Annotated in this window: 17 protein-coding genes and 1 pseudogene; 12 read left to right on the forward strand and 6 right to left on the reverse strand. The window is 35.6% G+C overall.

Going from position 1 to position 18,866, the window contains the following annotated elements:
- Positions 1-4: 4 nt before the first annotated feature.
- From BXU11_RS01525 to BXU11_RS01550, 6 genes are all read left to right on the forward strand, one after another.
- Positions 5-430: a glutathione S-transferase N-terminal domain-containing protein gene (locus BXU11_RS01525; protein WP_078210763.1), complete on the forward strand. Its 426-nt coding sequence runs from the start codon at positions 5-7 to the stop codon at positions 428-430.
- A gap of 2 nt (positions 431-432) precedes the next feature.
- On the forward strand, positions 433-855 hold the full coding sequence (locus BXU11_RS01530) for a SufE family protein (RefSeq protein ID WP_078210764.1): 423 nt from the start codon (positions 433-435) through the stop codon (positions 853-855).
- A 30-nt stretch (positions 856-885) separates the two neighbouring features.
- Positions 886-1,299: a GxxExxY protein gene (locus BXU11_RS01535; protein WP_078210765.1), complete on the forward strand. Its 414-nt coding sequence runs from the start codon at positions 886-888 to the stop codon at positions 1,297-1,299.
- A 119-nt stretch (positions 1,300-1,418) separates the two neighbouring features.
- Positions 1,419-1,742, forward strand: coding sequence for an SUF system Fe-S cluster assembly protein (locus BXU11_RS01540; RefSeq protein WP_078210766.1), 324 nt, complete (start codon positions 1,419-1,421; stop codon positions 1,740-1,742).
- A 152-nt stretch (positions 1,743-1,894) separates the two neighbouring features.
- Positions 1,895-2,404, forward strand: a complete 510-nt coding sequence (locus BXU11_RS01545) for a DUF2480 family protein (protein WP_078210767.1) — start codon at positions 1,895-1,897, stop codon at positions 2,402-2,404.
- 225 nt (positions 2,405-2,629) lie between these two features.
- Complete coding sequence (locus BXU11_RS01550) at positions 2,630-3,559, forward strand: DUF3078 domain-containing protein (RefSeq protein ID WP_024980511.1); 930 nt, start codon at positions 2,630-2,632, stop codon at positions 3,557-3,559.
- A gap of 57 nt (positions 3,560-3,616) precedes the next feature.
- Here the strand turns inward: BXU11_RS01550 and BXU11_RS01555 are convergent, their stop codons facing one another.
- The gene (locus BXU11_RS01555; RefSeq protein WP_078210768.1) at positions 3,617-6,265 is read right to left on the reverse strand and encodes a glucosidase; all 2,649 of its coding nucleotides are present in this window, start codon (positions 6,263-6,265) and stop codon (positions 3,617-3,619) included.
- A gap of 257 nt (positions 6,266-6,522) precedes the next feature.
- Between BXU11_RS01555 and trpS the strand changes: the two genes are divergently transcribed.
- Both trpS and BXU11_RS01565 read left to right on the forward strand, forming a co-directional pair.
- Positions 6,523-7,503, forward strand: coding sequence for a tryptophan--tRNA ligase (trpS, locus tag BXU11_RS01560; protein WP_078210769.1), 981 nt, complete (start codon positions 6,523-6,525; stop codon positions 7,501-7,503).
- A gap of 307 nt (positions 7,504-7,810) precedes the next feature.
- Positions 7,811-8,950 carry an ATP-binding protein gene (locus tag BXU11_RS01565; protein WP_078210770.1) on the forward strand — a complete coding sequence of 380 codons (1,140 nt, stop codon included), beginning with the start codon at positions 7,811-7,813 and terminating at the stop codon, positions 8,948-8,950.
- On the opposite strand, the gene BXU11_RS01570 is transcribed toward BXU11_RS01565, so the two are convergent.
- Positions 8,933-9,205 (reverse strand): DUF1294 domain-containing protein, encoded by a 273-nt coding sequence (locus tag BXU11_RS01570; RefSeq protein WP_078210771.1) that lies wholly within the window; start codon positions 9,203-9,205, stop codon positions 8,933-8,935. The genes BXU11_RS01565 and BXU11_RS01570 overlap by 18 nt on opposite strands.
- Positions 9,206-9,295: 90 nt before the next feature.
- On the opposite strand from BXU11_RS01570, the gene BXU11_RS17985 reads away from it, so the two are divergent.
- From BXU11_RS17985 to BXU11_RS01580, 3 genes are all read left to right on the forward strand, one after another.
- A complete protein-coding gene (locus BXU11_RS17985) occupies positions 9,296-9,823 on the forward strand; it encodes a BRO family protein (RefSeq protein ID WP_223253645.1) in 528 nt (175 codons plus the stop codon).
- A gap of 72 nt (positions 9,824-9,895) precedes the next feature.
- Complete coding sequence (locus BXU11_RS17990) at positions 9,896-10,114, forward strand: hypothetical protein (protein WP_223253646.1); 219 nt, start codon at positions 9,896-9,898, stop codon at positions 10,112-10,114.
- A gap of 35 nt (positions 10,115-10,149) precedes the next feature.
- Positions 10,150-12,273, forward strand: coding sequence for a Tex family protein (locus BXU11_RS01580; RefSeq protein ID WP_078210772.1), 2,124 nt, complete (start codon positions 10,150-10,152; stop codon positions 12,271-12,273).
- Between the two features lie 60 nt (positions 12,274-12,333).
- Here BXU11_RS01580 and BXU11_RS01585 read toward each other — a convergent pair whose 3' ends face one another.
- Entirely contained in the window at positions 12,334-16,008 is a 3,675-nt protein-coding gene (locus BXU11_RS01585; RefSeq protein WP_078210773.1) for an HYR domain-containing protein, read from the reverse strand.
- A gap of 227 nt (positions 16,009-16,235) precedes the next feature.
- Between BXU11_RS01585 and BXU11_RS18570 the strand changes: the two are divergent.
- Positions 16,236-16,367, forward strand: a pseudogene (locus tag BXU11_RS18570) (S1 RNA-binding domain-containing protein); the annotation flags it as partial.
- A 70-nt stretch (positions 16,368-16,437) separates the two neighbouring features.
- On the opposite strand, the gene BXU11_RS01595 reads toward BXU11_RS18570, so the two are convergent.
- The 3 genes from BXU11_RS01595 to BXU11_RS01605 form a co-directional block, all read right to left on the reverse strand.
- Complete coding sequence (locus BXU11_RS01595) at positions 16,438-17,784, reverse strand: S9 family peptidase (protein WP_078210775.1); 1,347 nt, start codon at positions 17,782-17,784, stop codon at positions 16,438-16,440.
- A 103-nt stretch (positions 17,785-17,887) separates the two neighbouring features.
- The gene (locus BXU11_RS01600; protein ID WP_078210776.1) at positions 17,888-18,463 is read right to left on the reverse strand and encodes a hypothetical protein; all 576 of its coding nucleotides are present in this window, start codon (positions 18,461-18,463) and stop codon (positions 17,888-17,890) included.
- A gap of 2 nt (positions 18,464-18,465) precedes the next feature.
- Positions 18,466-18,732, reverse strand: coding sequence for a DUF2089 family protein (locus BXU11_RS01605; RefSeq protein ID WP_078210777.1), 267 nt, complete (start codon positions 18,730-18,732; stop codon positions 18,466-18,468).
- Positions 18,733-18,866: the final 134 nt, after the last annotated feature.

Genomic DNA, 18,866 nt, shown 5'->3' on the forward strand with positions numbered 1-18,866 from the left:
AAAGATGAAGTGGATTAGTCAATTGATTTTTATTTTTGTTATAATAAGTAGTTGTAAAAGTCAAAAAATCAATGATTTTAGTACTTCATCCATCACGTATACTGCGCAATCTAGAGGAGTATATTTGAGTGTTTGCGTCGAAAATCAAAAAGTTTGGGTCATCAAAGGTAGGAATGAAAAGCCCTATGAAGTTGTGCTGACCGCGCAAGAAATGAAAGAGCTTGAAAGTGCCTTTTCTGTATTGAATTTGGAAAAAGTACCTTCATTGAAAGCGCCAACAGCAAAGCGGTTATATGATGGAGCGGCCATTGCCAACCTAGCCATTTCAGATGGAGGAAAGGCCTACATCTCCAAAAGTTTTGACCACGGATTTCCCCCAAAAGACATAGAAAAAATAGTAACCTTATTAGTTTCATATAGCGAAAAATAAGCATGAGTATCAAAGAAATACAAGACGAAATTGTAGATGAATTTTCAATGTTCGACGACTGGATGCAGCGTTACGAATACATTATTGAGTTAGGAAAAAATTTGCCTTTAATCGAGGAAGCTGCCAAAACCGATGATAATTTAATCAAAGGATGCCAGTCGAAAGTTTGGTTACAAGGCCAGCAAAACGAGGACAAAATTGTATTCACTGCCGATAGTGATGCGATTTTGACCAAAGGCATAATCGCGATTTTAATTCGCGCATTCTCGAACCAGAAACCTGCTGATATCTTGAACGCAGAGATGGATTTTATCGATGAAATTGGGTTAAAAGAGCATTTGTCACCTACCAGAGCCAATGGTTTAGTATCGATGATTAAAAACATCAAAATGTATGCTTTGGCATTTGATGCAAAAAATAATTAAACATATAAGCCATTAAAGTTTTTTTCAAAGATGAAAATAACAAGAACTTTTTTAAAAGAATTGGTGTATCAGGTAAATGGAGCAGCGATAGAAGTTCATAAAAGTTTAGGACCAGGTCTACTAGAAAACATTTATCATCAATGTATTAAAAAGGAATTAGAATTGCGCAAAATAAATTATTCTTCTGAACTTCAAATTCCTTTAACATATAAAGGATTTGAATTGGAATCAAAACTTAGATGTGATTTGTTTATTGAGAATTCGTTGGTTGTTGAATTAAAATCGGTTGCAGAAATCAATCCAATTTTTGATGCTCAACTACTTACCTATATGAATTTATTGAAGGCTCCAATGGGTTTGTTAATTAATTTTGGCGTTAAGAATATATACTATGAGGGACAAAAAACAATGGTAAATGAATATTACAGAGGACTTGATGATTAACGATAAATCAAATTTGATTATAAAATATATTTTATAAGTTTATTACTTACATGAACTTATATCCAGACTTTAGAAAATAAAAAAACTCATATGACTCATATGTTTTAAATACAAAAAAAATGACAGAAGAAATAAATACCGCCGAGTTAGGAGAAGCCATCGTAAAGAAATTAAAAACGATTTACGACCCAGAGATTCCAGTAGATATTTACGAATTGGGATTGATTTATGACGTGATGGTCAATACCGATTATGAAGTAAAAATCTTGATGACTCTGACTTCCCCAAATTGCCCCGTGGCCGAAAGTTTGCCAAGAGAAGTGGCCGAAAAAATAAAATCAATTGAGCATGTAAAAGATGCTGATGTAGAAATCACTTTCGACCCACCTTGGAGCAAGGATTTAATGAGTGAAGAAGCTAAATTAGAATTGGGAATGCTTTAATTAAAAAGGGATCAGTGTTCAGTCTTTAGTACCCAGTGTTACTGACCACTAAGGACTGATTGCTAACTACTAATTGAAAAGGAGTGTTCAGTTTTTAGTACTCAGATGAAACTGACCACTTAAGACTGACCACTGAATACTAATTTAAAAAGATGGACGAAATAGTAAATAAAGTAGCCAATAGTGCGCTAAAAGTCTTCGATTTAGAAGATCATTATCCTAGTGGCATTCGAACACAAATTGATGTTTCGCAATGGTTGTTGGATGGTTTTTTATTAAAAGAAAAAGACTTTCGGGAAGCCTTAAAAAATCAGGATTGGTCGCAATACCAAGACCATTATGTCGCGGTGCATTGTAGTACTGATGCCATTATCCCGGCATGGGCATTAATTTTAGTGACGACTTATCTCATACCTTTTACTAAAAATGTTGTGTTGGGTACCCTCGAAGATTTGAACACAGCCTTGTATCAAGACATCCTCAACCAACTCGATTATTCCGAATACCAAGATCATCCTTTGATTATTAAAGGCTGTTCCAAAAAACCAGTGCCAGAGAGTGCTTATCTTATGGCCATTCAAAAATTGCAACCTTTGGCCAAAAGTATTATGTATGGTGAGGCTTGTTCTGCAGTGCCTTTGTACAAAAGACTCAAAACGTAATTTTTTTTAGAAACCCCAGCAATGGGCATTTTTAGGAAGCAAAGTCCCGCTATCCGCTATAATCTTTTGTGCTGAACCCCAGCACAAAAGGATTTTCGCTGCTATCGGGGTTAAGGAGCTACAATTTTCCTTTTTGGTATCATTTTTAGGAGTTTATAACCATTTATTTTTCAGTGTTTTAATGGTTTTTACTACATTTGAGTAAGAACCTTAAAACCAAACAAGATGAGAGCCATTGTAATTGCCCTGTTTTTGCTTTATTCCGTTGCTGAAGTACAGGCACAAAACACCGAGAAAGAGCTAATCAAAAACACCGAGGCAGCCGTAAAGAACATCAATGATACTTTGCCGAACGGCTGGCGTAAAAAAGGAAATATTGCATTTCTTTTTAGCCAATCTAATTTTAATAACTGGATTGCAGGAGGGGAAAACAACTTGTCTGGAAATTTAGGCATCAACTATGATTTCAATTACAAAAAAGACAAACTAACTTGGGACAACAAAATCATTGCTTCTTACGGTTTGCTACAAACCAAAAATGCCGATTTTGAGAAAAAAACCGATGACCGTTTCGAATTCAATTCTACCCTAGGACAACACGCTTTTGGGAATTGGTACTACTCTTTATTTCTGAATTTTAGGACTCAATTTACCCGTGGTTATATTTATGGAAAAGATGCCAATGGAGCAGAAATCAGAACGGAGAACACCAACTTTTTGTCTCCAGGATATCTTACTTTTGGTCCTGGTTTGTTCTGGAAAAAGGGAGACCATTTACGATTGAATTTTGCGCCTTTGACCTCTAAAATGACTTTTGTAGACGATTTTTATACCTCCCAAACGGGTTATGTAGATGGAGCTTATTTTGGGGTTGATGCTAATAAAAGCTTGCGCTACGAATTGGGTTTTTATGCTTCGGCTTACTATAAGTTTAATTTGATGACGAATGTTTCTGCTGAAAACACCTTGAATCTTTATACCAATTATTTAGAAGATCCACAAAATGTTGATATTGATTATTCACTGGCTATTGTCATGAAAATCAACAGAGTTTTATCAGCCAACTTGAACTTTCAAGCCATTTATGATGACAATGCTTTTCAAGGCTTTCAAACCCGTCAAGTATTTGGGTTGGGCGTAAATTATAGTTTTTAAAATAACGGCATTAGTATAGTTAAAAAGCCCTTTCAATCATGGAAGGGCTTTATTTTTTTACTTTTCATCCAAGTTCAATCGATGAATAATCTCTGCAATGAGTCCCGTCCATCCGGTTTGATGGTTGGCACCTAATCCTTTTCCAGTGTCGCCATCAAAATATTCGAAGAACAAATAATTTTGATTAAAATTAGGGTCTGTTTGGAACTTTTCATACGGGCCATACATTGGAACGTGTAGCGATTTGTTGGGTAAAAACAAAGAAAGTAGTCGGCGGGCAACTCCTTCTGAAGCTTGTTTCATATTCATCATTACACCAGAATTCGTAGGAAATTCCACTTTATAATCATTTCCATAATAATTACAGAATTTTTCCAAAGAATCCAAAATCAAGAAATTCATGGGGAACCAAATTGGGCCTCGCCAGTTAGAATTTCCTCCAAACATTGCACCGGTGGCTTCTGCTGGGGTATAGGCTACTTCAACAGTTCCGCCTTCATAAGTAAATTGATAGGGGTGATCTTTATGATATTTAGATAAAGAGCGTACACCATAATCGGATAAGAATTCCGACTCGTCAAACATGCGTTTCATAATCATTTTCATTCGATGCCCTCGCAGAATCGATAATAATTTGCTTTCTCCTTTTCCGGGATTGTACCAACGGGAGACCAAACTCGCTAAATCTTGACGGTTAGAAATGATCCATTCTACGCGTCGTTTGAAATCTGGTAATTGATTTAATAATTCAGGTGTCAGCACTTCAACGGCAAAAAGAGGAATCAATCCCACCATCGAGCGAACTTTCATTAGTTCGGCTTCGCCATTTTCTTTATGCAACATGTCATAATAAAACTGATCGTCTTCATCCCACAAATTTACTTTATCACCGCCCATGGCTTGCATGGCGCCGGCAATATGCAAAAAGTGTTCAAAAAACTTAGAGGCCATATCTTGATACACTGGATTTTCTATGGCAATTTCGCAAGCAATACGCAACATGTTTAAGCTGTACATGGCCATCCAACCTGTTCCATCGGCTTGTTCTAAATGTCCTCCAGTGGGTAATGCCGCAGAGCGATCAAATACACCAATATTATCCATACCTAGGAACCCTCCACCAAAAATATTGTTCCCTCCTTCGTCTTTTAAATTAACCCACCAAGTAAAATTGAGTAGTAGTTTATGGAAAATGCGTTCCAAGAACACACGATCTCCTTTGCCACCATTCATTTCCTTATCGATTTCATAGACTTTCCAAGTGGCCCAGGCATGCACTGGAGGATTCACATCCGAAAAAGACCATTCATAGGCTGGAATTTGTCCGTTGGGGTGCATGTAGTAATCCCTTAGAATAACCGATAGCTGACGTTTAGCAAAATCAGGATCCAATCGGGCTAGTGGGAGTGTATGAAAAGCCAAATCCCATGCCGCAAACCAAGGATATTCCCATTTGTCAGGCATCGACAGAATATTAGCCGTGTACATATGCTTCCAAGAACTGTTTCTGCCTTTGCTTCGGTTGGCATCGGGTTTAGGCATCGACGGATCGCCTTTGATCCATTGGTACACATTAAAGTAATACCATTGTTTGGTCCATAACATACCTGCATAGGCTTGGCGCTGAAGGCGTTTTAGTTCTTTTTCTTTGATATTTTTTTGTAGATTTTCATAGAATGAATCGGCTTCTAGTAGGCGTTGTTCAAAAATCGTATTAAAGTCTTCGAATGGATCATTTTGCATCGGTGGAGTCAATCGTAATCTGACTACTTTTTTGCCTTTTGCGGGAATAATTTGCTCAAAAACTACTGAGGCTTTAGTACCTGTTTGATTTGGGTTTACAGCATCTTTTTTCTTGTTGATGACATAATTATTAATGCCATCTTTGGTATATTTTGTTGGATTTTCGGAATTATATAATCGTTTAAAGTTGGTTTCGTTATCACAAAAAAGTAACGCATCAGCTTCTTCTGCATACAAATAAAACTGCCCCACCAATCTGTGATTCACTTCAATCGTTGATTTCCCTTTACCTACTAAGGAAGGTTTGTGTTTGTAATTGTCGTAACCCCAGCACCAAGTGTTTCGAAACCAAATGGTAGGCAAAACAGTAATTGGAGCAGGTGAATCAGCACGATTTTCGATCGTTAATTGAATTAATATATCTTGTTGACTCCCTTTAGCATATTCAATGGTGATGTCAAAATAGTTGTCGTTATCGAAAATGCCAGTATCCAAAAGTTCGTATTCTGGTTGGTTCCGATTACGCTTTTTAGATTCCTTAACTAGCTTCTCGTACGGAAATGCCGCTTGTGGATATTTGTACAGCATTTTCTGATAGGAGTGGGTAGGAGTGGCATCTTGATAATAATAAATTTCTTTGACGTCTTCTCCATGATTGGATTCGCTTCCCGTAAGACCAAAAAAACGTTCTTTTAAAATTTTATCATTATGGTTCCAAAAAGCCAAGGCAAAACAAACGTGTTGTTTGTTATCTGAAATACCACCAATGCCTTCTTCTCCCCATCGATACGCTTTGGAACGGGCCATGTCGTGCGTCACACTGTTCCATGCATCACCGTTGGCTGAATAGTCCTCGCGTACGGTACCCCATTGTCTTTCGGTTAAATAGGGACCCCATTTTTTCCAACCTTTATTATCTTTTCTATCGAGTAATCGGTTTTTTTCTGCATCTATTTCTACCATGACTCCGTTTTTGTTATTGCAATTTATCGAAATAGACTCAAAAAAGCGCCATTTTATCCGTAAAAAACAAGAATCAATTTTTTTAAATTTTACTTTTTTTGGCTTATAAAATAGCAGATAGTTAAATTAGTCTGATTTTTGAATTTTAGGATCGCTATCTATTTGATAGTTTTCGGATCAAAAGCAATAAACTTTTACTAAAATATGATGATAAAGCCCGCAAACTTTGCGAACTTTGTCCTTCAGAAAAATTAACAATGGCAAAGATTTTAACAGGAGTACAAAGTACAGGAACGCCACATTTAGGCAATTTATTAGGCGCAATTATTCCCGCAATTGCATTATCGAATGATCCAAAAAATGAATCATTCCTTTTCATCGCCGATTTACATTCGATTACACAAATCAAAAATGGCGAAACCTTAAGAAATAACACCTACAGCACAGCTGCCGCTTGGCTAGCTTGTGGATTAGACGTAAACAAAGTTACCTTTTACAGACAATCTGATGTACCTCAAACAGCAGAATTGTCTTGGTACTTGAGCTGTTTTTTCCCTTTTCAACGTTTGACTTTGGCGCATTCTTTCAAAGACAAATCCGATCGTTTAGACGATGTCAATGCTGGATTGTTTTCGTATCCAATGTTGATGGCTGCTGATATTTTATTGTATGATGCCGAATTTGTACCTGTAGGAAAAGACCAGTTGCAACACCTTGAAATTACTCGTGATGTCGCTTCTCGTTTCAATCACCAAATGGGAGAAACTTTCGTCTTGCCCGAAGCCAAAATCCAAGAAGACAGTATGTTGATTCCTGGTACCAATGGCGGAAAAATGAGTAAATCGGCAAATAATGTCATCAATATTTTCTTGGATGACAAAGCGTTGCGCAAGCAAATTATGAGCATCGAAACCGACAGTACTCCATTAGAAGATCCAAAAAATCCTGATACTTGTAACGCTTTTGCTATCTATAAATTATTGGGTAATGAAGCCCAAATTGCCACGATGAGAGCCAATTATTTGGGAGGCAATTATGGCTATGGTCACGCCAAACAAGCCTTGTTTGAACTGATTGTAGAAAAATTCAAAACCGAAAGAGAACGTTACAAGTATTACATCAATAACTTGACCGAAGTAGACGCCTTATTGAAACATGGTGCCGAAAAAGCAGCAACCATCGCCAATGGCGTTTTGGATCGCGTACGCTTGAAATTAGGTTTCGAGTCGTTACAGTAAACGTTACTACGAATAAATTATGAAAGGGAATATTCCGTTGGGGTATTCCTTTTTTGTTTCAAATACGTTGTGAAAGTAAGCCCACACCTTAAGCTGATTTCGTTACTTAACCTCTTTTCCATATAAAAAAACAAGCAATACATTTCAATAATTAGCTACAAATAGTATAGTCCTGTTTTTTTCAACTGACCAAATTAATGTAAATTCAGTCAACTAACTGACTGAATTTACATTAATTTGGTCAACATACTGACTGAATTTACATTTTTTGAGTATATTTGTATCTAAATTTAAAAATTTGCAGGCTATGGATTTTTTAGAAAGAGGCATAGATGTATTGTTTGCCAAAAGAGTATTACCCAACAAAGTACTTATTTTATTGGGCGCAAGGCGAGTGGGAAAAACTGCTTTCATCAAAAATTATCTTTCTTCCATTCCAAAAACAGATTATTTACAGTTAAATGGTGAAGATATTGACGATGCCAGTTTACTCAAAGAACGTTCGGTGCGTAATTATAGCCGTCTTTTGGCCAATGTCAAATTATTAGTAATTGACGAAGCGCAAAACATCCCCGACATTGGTTTGATTCTGAAATTAATTGTAGATTCTATTGAGGGTATTAAAATCATTGCCACAGGATCATCGGTTTTTGATTTGTCTAATAAATTAGGAGAACCTTTGGTGGGAAGAAAAAATACGATTTACTTATTTCCACTGGCTCAGATGGAATTTTCCAACTATGAAAGTTTCAAGGAAACCACTCAAAAATTGGAAGAACGATTGCTTTTTGGCTCCTATCCTGAACTTGAGCAATACCCAGATTGGAACGACAAAATCAACTACTTGAAAGAAATACTCAATTCCTATTTATTGAAGGATATTTTGGTGTATGAAGGTATCAAACATTCTAACAAAATTTTAGAGGTTTTAAAACTGATTGCCTTTCAAGTAGGACAAGAAGTTTCACTGCAAGAATTAGCCAGACAATTAGGTATTTCTAAAAATACGGTAGAAAGTTATTTAGACTTACTTTCCAAGGTGTTTGTTATTTATAAAGTACCTGGTTTTAGCAGAAATTTACGAAAGGAAATTACCAAATCCAATAGGTGGTATTTTTATGATAATGGAATTCGCAATGCTATTATTTCCAATTTTAATCGATTAGACAATCGCACCGATGTTGGTGCATTATGGGAAAATTATTTGGCTTCCGAACGAGTAAAATACCAAAATTACACTCAAAAAGTAGTAATCAATTATTTTTGGCGTACGTATGACCAACAAGAATTGGATTGGTTGGAAGAAGAAAATGGCCAGCTACGAGGTTACGAATTCAAATGGAATGAAAATAGAAAAGCGAAAGTCCCCACAGCTTTTGCAAAAGCCTATCCTGAAGCTAGTTTTGAAGTAATCAACAAACAGAATTATTTAGATTTTATAGTCTGATGAAACAAAACAAATGGCCATAATTTGTAATATAACTATTAACCAAAACTTCAAAAGATAACTGGTTTTCCTTGTTTTATGTCTGAATAAAAGCATCGCTAATCCACTACCTAGAGTTCCTCCGAAGAACACGAAGGTTAAAAGTGTTGTTTCGGGGATTCTTCTTTTATGTTTATGAGTTACTATTTTGTCATAGCCTATTACAAAAAAAGCGAATATGTTAATCAATAAAAGAAAGTAAAAAACCAAGTTCATTTGGGTAAAAATTGAAGTCAAAGATAAAAGAAGTAAGTTGTTTTTCTTATATTTAGAATCCTTATTTAAGTCATAAAAATCTAATTAATTATGAGCCCAATTAAATTATTCGAAGCCAAAAAAGTACGTAGCCATTACGATGCTGAAAAAGAAATTTGGTATTTCTCAGTTATTGATGTTATTCAGATTTTAACAGATAGTACTATCCCTAAACGATATTGGATTGATTTAAAGAAGAAGCTAAATAACGAAGGAAGTGAAGCGTACGATAAAATCGTACAGTTGAAAATGCTTGCCGAAGATGGTAAAAATAGATTGACAGATACCGCCGATACGGAAACTTTATTGCGCTTAATTCAATCCATTCCTTCTCCAAAAGCAGAACCGTTCAAGCAATGGTTAGCAAAAGTGGGCTATGAACGAATGCAAGAATTGGCAGATCCCACCCAAAGTTTAGACCGTGCTCGTGAAAATTGGCAAAAATTGGGACGTAGCGAAAAATGGATTCAGCAACGAATGACTGGACAGGAGACTCGCAATAAATTAACCGATTATTGGAAAGAATCTGGTGTTGAAAAACAGGATGAATTTGCAATGTTGACCAATATCATTCACTAGGAATGGACAGGATTATCTGTTAAAAATCATAAAGAAATAAAAGGCCTGAAAACTCAAAATTTAAGAGATCATATGACGGAAGCTGAATTAATTTTTACAGCTCTCGCAGAACTTTCTACCCGACAAATTGCCGAAACAGAAGAAGCCAAGGGGCTTTTAGAAAATGCAAAAGCCAGTAAGAAAGGAGGAGCAATTGCCAAAAACGCCCGACTAGCTTTAGAAGAGAAAACTGGAAAAAGTGTAGTAACAGGAGAAAATTTTCTACCACCAAGTCCAAAAGAGCTAGAGTAAATTTAGCTATTTTAGCCGTCCGAAAAATTCAAAAAATGACCAACCTACAATTCATCGCCCAAAAGGTAGCTACCGCATCCATAAACATTCAAAACACGGTTCAATTATTACAAGAAGATTGTACCATTCCTTTTATTTCGCGTTACCGAAAAGACACCACCGGCAATCTAGACGAAATACAAATCGAACAAATTGCCAAACTCCAAAAAGAGTACGAGGCCATCTTGAAACGAAAAGAAGCCATCCTCAAATCCATCGAAGAGCAAAACGCATTGACTCCCGAATTGGATAAAAAAATCCAACAAAGTTTTGACCTACAAGAGTTGGAGGATTTGTATTTGCCGTACAAAAAGAAAAAAAGAACCAAAGCCGATGTCGCTCGTGAAAACGGACTAGAACCTTTGGCCAAAATTATAATGGCACAGAAAAATGACGATGTCGATTTCTTGGCTACGCAATACTTGAACGATGCCATTCTCAATGAAGAAGCGGCTTTACAAGGCGCCAGAGAAATTATTGCCGAATGGATTAACGAAAATATTTATGTTCGTAAACAACTGCGCCGTTTGTACGAACGCAAAGCCACCATCACCACCAAAGTAGTCAAAACGAAAAAAGACGAACAAGAAGCACAAAAATTCAACCAATATTTCGATTGGTCTGAACCGTTGACCAAAGCACCTTCGCACCGACTCTTGGCGATGCTGCGTGCCGAAAATGAAGGGTTCATCAAGTTCAAAGTAGAAGCTGATATTGACGAGGCCTATGATGTAATCGACGAATTGGTGTTGAAAGGTCAAAGTCCAAGTACATCGCACGTACAATTGGCTATTGAAGATTCTTACAAAAGATTGCTGCAACCTGCCATTGCCAACGAAACCTTGCAAGAAGCCAAAGCCAAAGCCGATGCCAATTCCATTCAGGTTTTTGCGAATAATTTAGGGCAATTATTATTGGCTCCACCTTTGGGCGAAAAACGAATTTTAGCCATCGACCCAGGATTTCGTTCGGGTTGTAAAGTGGTTTGTTTGGACGAAAAAGGCGATTTGCTCTACAACGAAACCATCTATCCGCACGCGCCACAAAATGAAACCGCTATGGCCATGAAAAAGATAAAATCAATGGTAAACGCCTATAATATTGATGCAATTTCAATAGGAAACGGAACAGCATCGCGCGAAACCGAATTCTTTATCAAAAAAATTGCTTTTGATAGAGCGGTTCAGGTTTTCATCGTTTCAGAGGCTGGTGCCTCAGTATATTCGGCATCAAAAATTGCTCGTGAAGAATTCCCAAATTTTGATGTCACGGTTCGGGGTTCGGTTTCTATCGGTCGCCGATTGAGTGATCCTTTGGCCGAGTTGGTAAAAATTGACCCAAAAGCCATTGGCGTAGGCCAATACCAGCACGATGTGGATCAAAGTAAATTGAAAGAAGAACTGGATACAACGGTGGTTCGATGTGTAAACTCTGTGGGTGTCAACATCAATACGGCGAGTAAACATTTGTTGAGCTATGTGAGTGGAATAGGAGAGAAGCTAGCCGAAAATATTGTGAATTACCGTTCAGAAAATGGTCCTTTTGAAGATCGAAAACAACTCAAAAAAGTACCTCGTTTGGGCGAAAAGGCTTTTCAACAAGGAGCAGCTTTTATTCGAATTAAAGACGGAAAAAACCCACTGGATAACTCGGCCGTTCACCCCGAAGCTTATTCAATTGTAGAAAAAATGGCCAAAGATTTGAAGTTGAAAGTAACTGATTTGATTGCTAACAAGGAGAAAACAGCCTTAATTAAACCAGAAAATTATGTTACGGCTGAAATAGGTTTATTGACTTTAAAAGACATTATTAAAGAATTAGAAAAACCAGGTTTAGACCCGAGAAAAGCAGCGAAGGTTTTTGAATTTGATCCGAATGTAAAAACAATTAAAGACGTAAAAACAGGAATGATTTTGAACGGAATTGTCAATAACATTACCAATTTTGGTTGTTTTGTAGACTTGGGTATTAAAGAAAGTGGTTTGGTACACATTTCTCAGCTCAAAGCAGGCTTTGTAAGCGATGTAAACGAAGTAGTCAAACTCCACCAACACGTTACCGTAAAAGTAACGGAGGTTGATGAGGATAGGAAGCGTATTCAATTGACGATGGTTTTGTAAAATAAAAAAGTCCCGATATTGTCGGGACTTTTTTTATGGTCATTTTTTTAATACTTAAATCTATTTTTTGATCACTTTTTTGATCGCTTTTCCATTATCATTTGAAATTTCAAATATGTAAACACCAGAAGCTAAATGTGAAATGTTTACAGTATTCGAGTTTGTTTTTAATACTTTTGAAAGGATAAATTGTCCATTTACATCAAATATTTTCAATTTGGTATTATTTAGAGCATTCGTTTCAATTGTAACGAATTCCTTTGTTGGGTTTGGAAATAACTTTAAAGAATTTTCTAAATCAAAATCTTTTGTCCCCAGGGTATTCATCACAAAACAAGGACTGGTTAAAGAACAGCCATTTTTGGTAACTTCAACAGCATAGCTTCCTGATTTTTTGGGTGTAAAATTAGAATTGATCTCATTTGGAATCACTGTAGAAGTACCATTATCACATATAAACCATTTATAGACTGCTCCGGTTTCGGCAACAGATAGTGTGCCAGCACTATTCGTAACTGTAATATCAAGACCTTTTACTGTTACTATTTGTTTTGCAGTCGAACTATTATTACTTGCGTCTTTTACTGTCCATGTTACTATTGTTTCTCCTATAGGAAAACTTGCCGGAGCATTATTGGTAACCTGACCAACAGAACAATTATCACGAGTTACTGGAGTTCCTAATGCAACTCCTGTTGCTTTACAATTTAATGTGGTATTTACCACTACTGCTGCCGGAGCCGTTATCGTTGGCGGTGTTACATCTTTTACTGTTACTTTTTGGGTTGCCGTTGCAGTATTATTGCTTTTATCTTTTACAGTCCAGGTTACAATTGTTGTTCCTAAATCGAAAAATCTTGGATTATTATTAGTTACTGAAGCTACCGAACAATTATCACCTGTTACGGGTGTTCCCAGTGTAACTGCTGATGTGAAACAACCTGTATTAGGCAAATTTACCGTTACTGCTGCCGGAGCGGTAATGGTAGGAAAAGTAGCGTCTTTTACCGTTATTATCTGTGTAGATGTTCCAACATTACCGCTTGCATCTTTTGCCGTCCAGTTCACGGTTGTATTTCCTACAGGAAAAACAGCCGGAGCATCATTTGTTACTGAAGCTATACTACAGTTATCTGATGCTACTGGAACTCCTAATACAACGCCTGTTGCTGTACAATCTACATTTGCATTTACCATTACCGCTGCCGGAGCTTTGATAGTTGGTTCTTGAATATCAGCATCTGTGATGATTATAAAATTCTTAGTTATTGTTGAAGATTCACTATCTGTTATTTTACAAGAATAATTTCCGGCTGTTAATCCCGTAACTTCCTTAGTTGTTGCGCCATTAGACCAAAGGTAGGTATAAGGTGCTTTTCCGTCATAAACATTTATTATTGAAGCCGAACCTGTAGCACTGCCTATACAAGCAGCATTTGTTTGAATCGTTGTTGCATTTACAGAAGGCGTAACAGGCGTTCCTTTCAGACGAATGATATAAGAAGAAGAAAAACCTTTATAGGAAGAAAACACGCCGCTAACATTAATTTTTCCATCAGGAAATAAAGAAAGTGAGTAAATCGGAGCTGGAAATCGGTTTCCTGTATCAAAGGAAGTGTCTATAGTTCCATCAGTATTTAAGCGGGTTAAACGGCTTGTCGAAATTCCCTGAAAAGTATCAAATTCGCCTCCTACAAGTATTTTTCCGTCTGGCTGTAAAACCAAAGAACTAATTTCTATACCATATCCTGTTCGTGCAACATCTTGTCCAACCGACTGAGTAAACGAAGGATCTTTACTTCCATCAGCATTCAAACGAATCAGATAATTTTGATAATCTCCATTAGTTGGAGAAAAAAGACCAGCTACTAGTATTTTTCCATCAGGCTGCAAAGTTAGATTTCCAACACCAATTGCAAAATCATAAAGCGTTCCAATATCAAACGAAGTGTCTTTGCTTCCGTCCGGATTTAAACGAACCAAATACTTTTGAGCAATTCCATTAAAAGTAGCAAATGCCCCTCCTACAAGTATTTTACCATCAGGTTGTGCTACTATAGAAGAAATTCCTTTAGTAAAATCAGAACTATATCCAGCTGTAAAAGAGATATCCTGAGTACCATCGATATTCAGACGAAACAATTTTCTATAAGGCAGGTTCGGATAATTATCAACAAAACCACTTAAGAGTATTTTTCCATCGGGTTGCAAAGCAATAACTTCAACATTATAATCATATCCAAATGTCTTAATAAAGGAAGAATCCAGCGTACCATCAGGATTTAGTCGCACCAAGTAACTTCTACCTGAAACCCCATAATCCGTAAATTTTCCTCTTACAAATATTTTCCCATCCGATTGCAACAGTATAGACTGAACTTCATCATTGAATTGAAACTGAGGGTTAAATGAAGTGTCCTTGCTTCCATCAAGATTTAAGCGAATCAGTTTTTTTTGTGTAACTCCCTGAAAATTGTCAAAATATCCTCCTACCAAGGTCTTTCCGTCCGTTTGTACCGCTGAGCAATACACAGATGCATCAAAACCTGTGTCTTTATTGAAAGAAGAGTCCCTACTGCCATCAGCATTTAAACAAACTATACCTCTGTCAATAATTTGCCGGCAGTAAGTAAAATCACCACCAATAAGTATTTTTCCATTATTTAAAAGAGCTATTGAAAGAACATTGGCTTCCATTTTCCCGCTAAGCAGATTTGCTCCATTTTTAAAAGAAGCACCTGGAAAAGAACCATCAAAACTACCATCAGCATTAAAACGATAAACAGTATCATTATCATTATATTTATAAAAGTTTACAATCAATTTACCATCAGGCTGTAAGCTTATTTTGTTAATACTTTGATAATTCATAATTTGAAAATCAGTTGGGGTAGTAAAGGAAGTGTCTTTACTGCCATCGGCATTTAAACGGATCAAATATTTCTGAGCCACTCCCTGATAGCTGGAAAAGCCACCGCCAATAATTACTTTTCCGTCATTTTGCATTACAATAGAATATATTCCACCACCTGGAAATCCTGTTCCTGTAATAAATGAAGTGTCTTTGGTACCATCTGGATTTAAACGTACTATTTCAGTTTCTTTAACTCCCCGAAAAGTACTAAAATGACCGCCAACAATTATTTTTCCATCACCTTGAACAGCTACTGCGTCAAGATTATCATCAAATCCGGTTCCTATATTAAAAGTTGTATCAACACTTCCATTGGCGTTCAAACGAATCAAATATTTCGAACTTAAGTTTCTTGAACTACTGTCATTTGCTATAAGTATTTTTCCATCAGGCTGCAATGTTATAGAATTTACAAAAGACGCAATTTGAATAACAACTTCTATTTGAAAAGAGTCATCTTTACTGCCATCTTCATTTAAACGTATAGCCCAAGTTTTACCATAGTAATCATTACCTCCTATAAGTATTTTGCCATCCGGTTGTAAAGCAAGACATTTTATAGTAAAATTAATGTCATGGATATAATTAAATGTAGGATCGACACTACCGTCAGGATTTAAACGAATTAATACTTTGCTTGGCGCGTTCCTGTAGCCAGATCCATTGATAATTATCTTCCCATCAGGTTGAGTGAGCATATGCGTTACTCCACCGCCGAATCCCGGTCTTGGACCAAAGTTGTGTTCTACATCTGCTAGATTTTGAGCAGATATTGTAAAGAATTGTAAAAAGAAAATTAAAAAGAGCAAAGTTTTTTTCATGTGTAGGTATTTATTGTTTTTTTTTGGTACCAGTAATCGATACGATTGTTTGTTATTGCATGGGCCGTTACTTTATTTTGATATTTTGTCATACGCCTCTTTAGTCGAACGGACGAGGATTTTCAAACGTACCAATTTAAAGTTTAGTAGATTTACTAGATTTTTTTCAAATATAAACATATTTTCATAAATAATTTCTTATGCAATAAACATATTATTGCATAAGAAATATCTCCAAACTCAAAGCAGGCTTTTTAAGGTGCGTAAATGAAGTGGTGAAGCTACACCAACACGTTGAAGTAAAAGTAACCGAAGTCGATGAAGAAAGAAAACGCATTCAGTTGACGATGGTTTTGTAAAATAGAAAAATCCCAAAATTCATACTGTTCATTGAATTTTGGGATTTCTAAATTTGTAAGCAGACGGTTTTTATTTTATAGCGATTATCCAAGAGCTCATTTTATCAAGCACTTTTGGTGAAATTGTTTGCTCAATTTCGGCATATTCGTTGATAGCACCCGTTGTACATTCCTGAAAAAGATGATTCATGCCTTGAAATTCGTAGGTTTCGAAATTTTTGTTTTTAGCCTTTGTCAATGATTTTTTTATAGCTTCCAAATTTTCTTTTGCAGGTACTTGAAAATCCAAACTTCCGTTGATAGCCAAAACCGGAATCTTTACCTTAGAAACGTATTCGTCTGGATTAAAAGCAATAAAGTATCTGAACCAGGCATTTTTAATTTGTTTTTTTTCAGCTTCTGCTACTCCTTCTCCTGAGGTTTTAATAAAATTATCAAAGTCGGCATCAAAAGAGGTGCCTTTGTAATTTTTTATAAAATCATAGATCATTCTGTTTATTTTATTGCTTTTTTGAAGCTCTTCGTCACTCATTCCCGCTAGTTTTCCTCCCAAGTAAATTTGCTGTATCAAAAGTTCGTTTATAGGTTGACCTGGTCCAGCCATTAAGACTAAAAATTTAACGTCTTTGTTTGTACTAGCTACAATGGGAGCAATCATTCCTCCTTCGCTATGACCAATTAAACCAATGTTTTCAAAACCTTTTGCTTTTAAAAATTGTACTGCTGCATTGATATCTGTTGCAAAATTTAATGAAGTATCTTCATTACTCCCTTTTGATGAACCACCAATTCCGCGATCGTCTAGCCTGAGTGTAGCAATACCTTTTTTAGCAAAATCATCAGCGATTACTGCAAATGGTTTGTGACCAAAAAGTTCTTCATCACGATTTTGTTTACCTGAACCCGTAATCATAATCAAAATGGGCTGTTTTTTATTGAAATTGTTAGGTTCAGATAATGTGCCAGCTAAAGTATTTTTGTCTGAAGGATTGACAAAAGTTACTTCCTCTGTTTTATATGTAAAGGGTGCTTTTGGAGTTTGTGGTCTGTTCAATTTTGGCGCAAGCTCATCACCTTTAATTTTAGAAAGTATCAAGGGTAATTCCATTCCACCTTGTTTAAAAGTGCCGTTAATGCTTTCATTTGTTACTTTTCCGGAGTAGGAGATTCCTAATGCAGGAAGCTCAAGCGTTAATTGATCAGCAGAATAGCTTGTTGTACTAACCGGAATATTTGTGGCCCCTTGTTTTGGACTGTCAAGAGTTGAAATAAGTTTTTCACCCTCTTTTTTAATGTGAAAAACCAGTGGCAATTTCATTCCTTGAACGTCTAGTTCACCTTGCCAAGAACCCGTTATTTCTTGTGCAAAAATAAACTGAATGCTTAATAGTAAAATGCTTAAAATTTTAGTTTTCATAATGATTAGTTAATTAAATTAGTAGACAATAGTTTTCTAACCTTGACAAATTTTGGTTTTTGTCAAAGTAAATTTTGAAAGGAAAAGAATTTTGATTTTTAGTTTATATCACCAATAAATTTTGAATATAAACCTGGTGAAACAATATAAAAATGAATAATAGAACTACGAATAAAATAATATGATACCATTTCTTAAAATTTGTAGCTGTTTTAAAACCATTATAAATTAAAACAAAACCGTACATCGAAATACCAAGAACTATTAAAACAGAAAAAGTAAATTGAATTAAATCAACAGTTCCTCCAATTCCTGAATTTATTTTTAAGTTTTTAGCCAATGCATCCATTCCGCTAAATTTTATACAAAGAAGGACAATACAATTAAGCATTTGAGAAATTAATACGGTGTTTACAATGTCGATAAACCTAGTTTTCTTATTTAGTATTAGCGCAAATAAAAATAGAAATACAATTGCAGATAGTATACTGATACCTACGAATATAAAGGCATACTCAATAGTTAGATTCTTATTGTCAGAAAAATGAAAAATACTATCCATTTGTGTTTTAGTAAAAAAACAAACAAAACAATTTACAATTAAAAAGACGAAACCAACAAGGAACAATTGTTTCTCTGAATATCTAGAAAAAGGATTAAAAATACTTTGCCAATTCATAACTATGATTTTAAATTTTTAATTTTTTCGATCAAATCGTCCATTTTATTGCGCATAGTAGGATAGGAGTTTCCGGCTTGTTTTGCCATTTCTTTTATACTGCCGCTGGATAAAAAAAATTCTAAAACAAAATCTTGTTCATCCCTGGTCAATTTTAAGTAAAGTGGCAAATCATAATTTCCGTTTACTTCGGTTTCACATTGATCGCATTTCATTTGACTAACCCGTAAAGCATTTTCACAACTTGGGCAAACAATTGGTAATTTCATTTTAATAAAGTTAAAAATATTTTTAACAAAGTTAAAATAAATTTTATGATATAAAACTTATTTTTAAAAAATATTTTTTTATCTCATTAATAACCTGAACTCAATTAATAATTTGGGTTGAAAATATTGTACAA

Source organism: Flavobacterium sp. LM5, from assembly GCF_002017945.1.
GTDB lineage: Bacteria > Bacteroidota > Bacteroidia > Flavobacteriales > Flavobacteriaceae > Flavobacterium > Flavobacterium succinicans.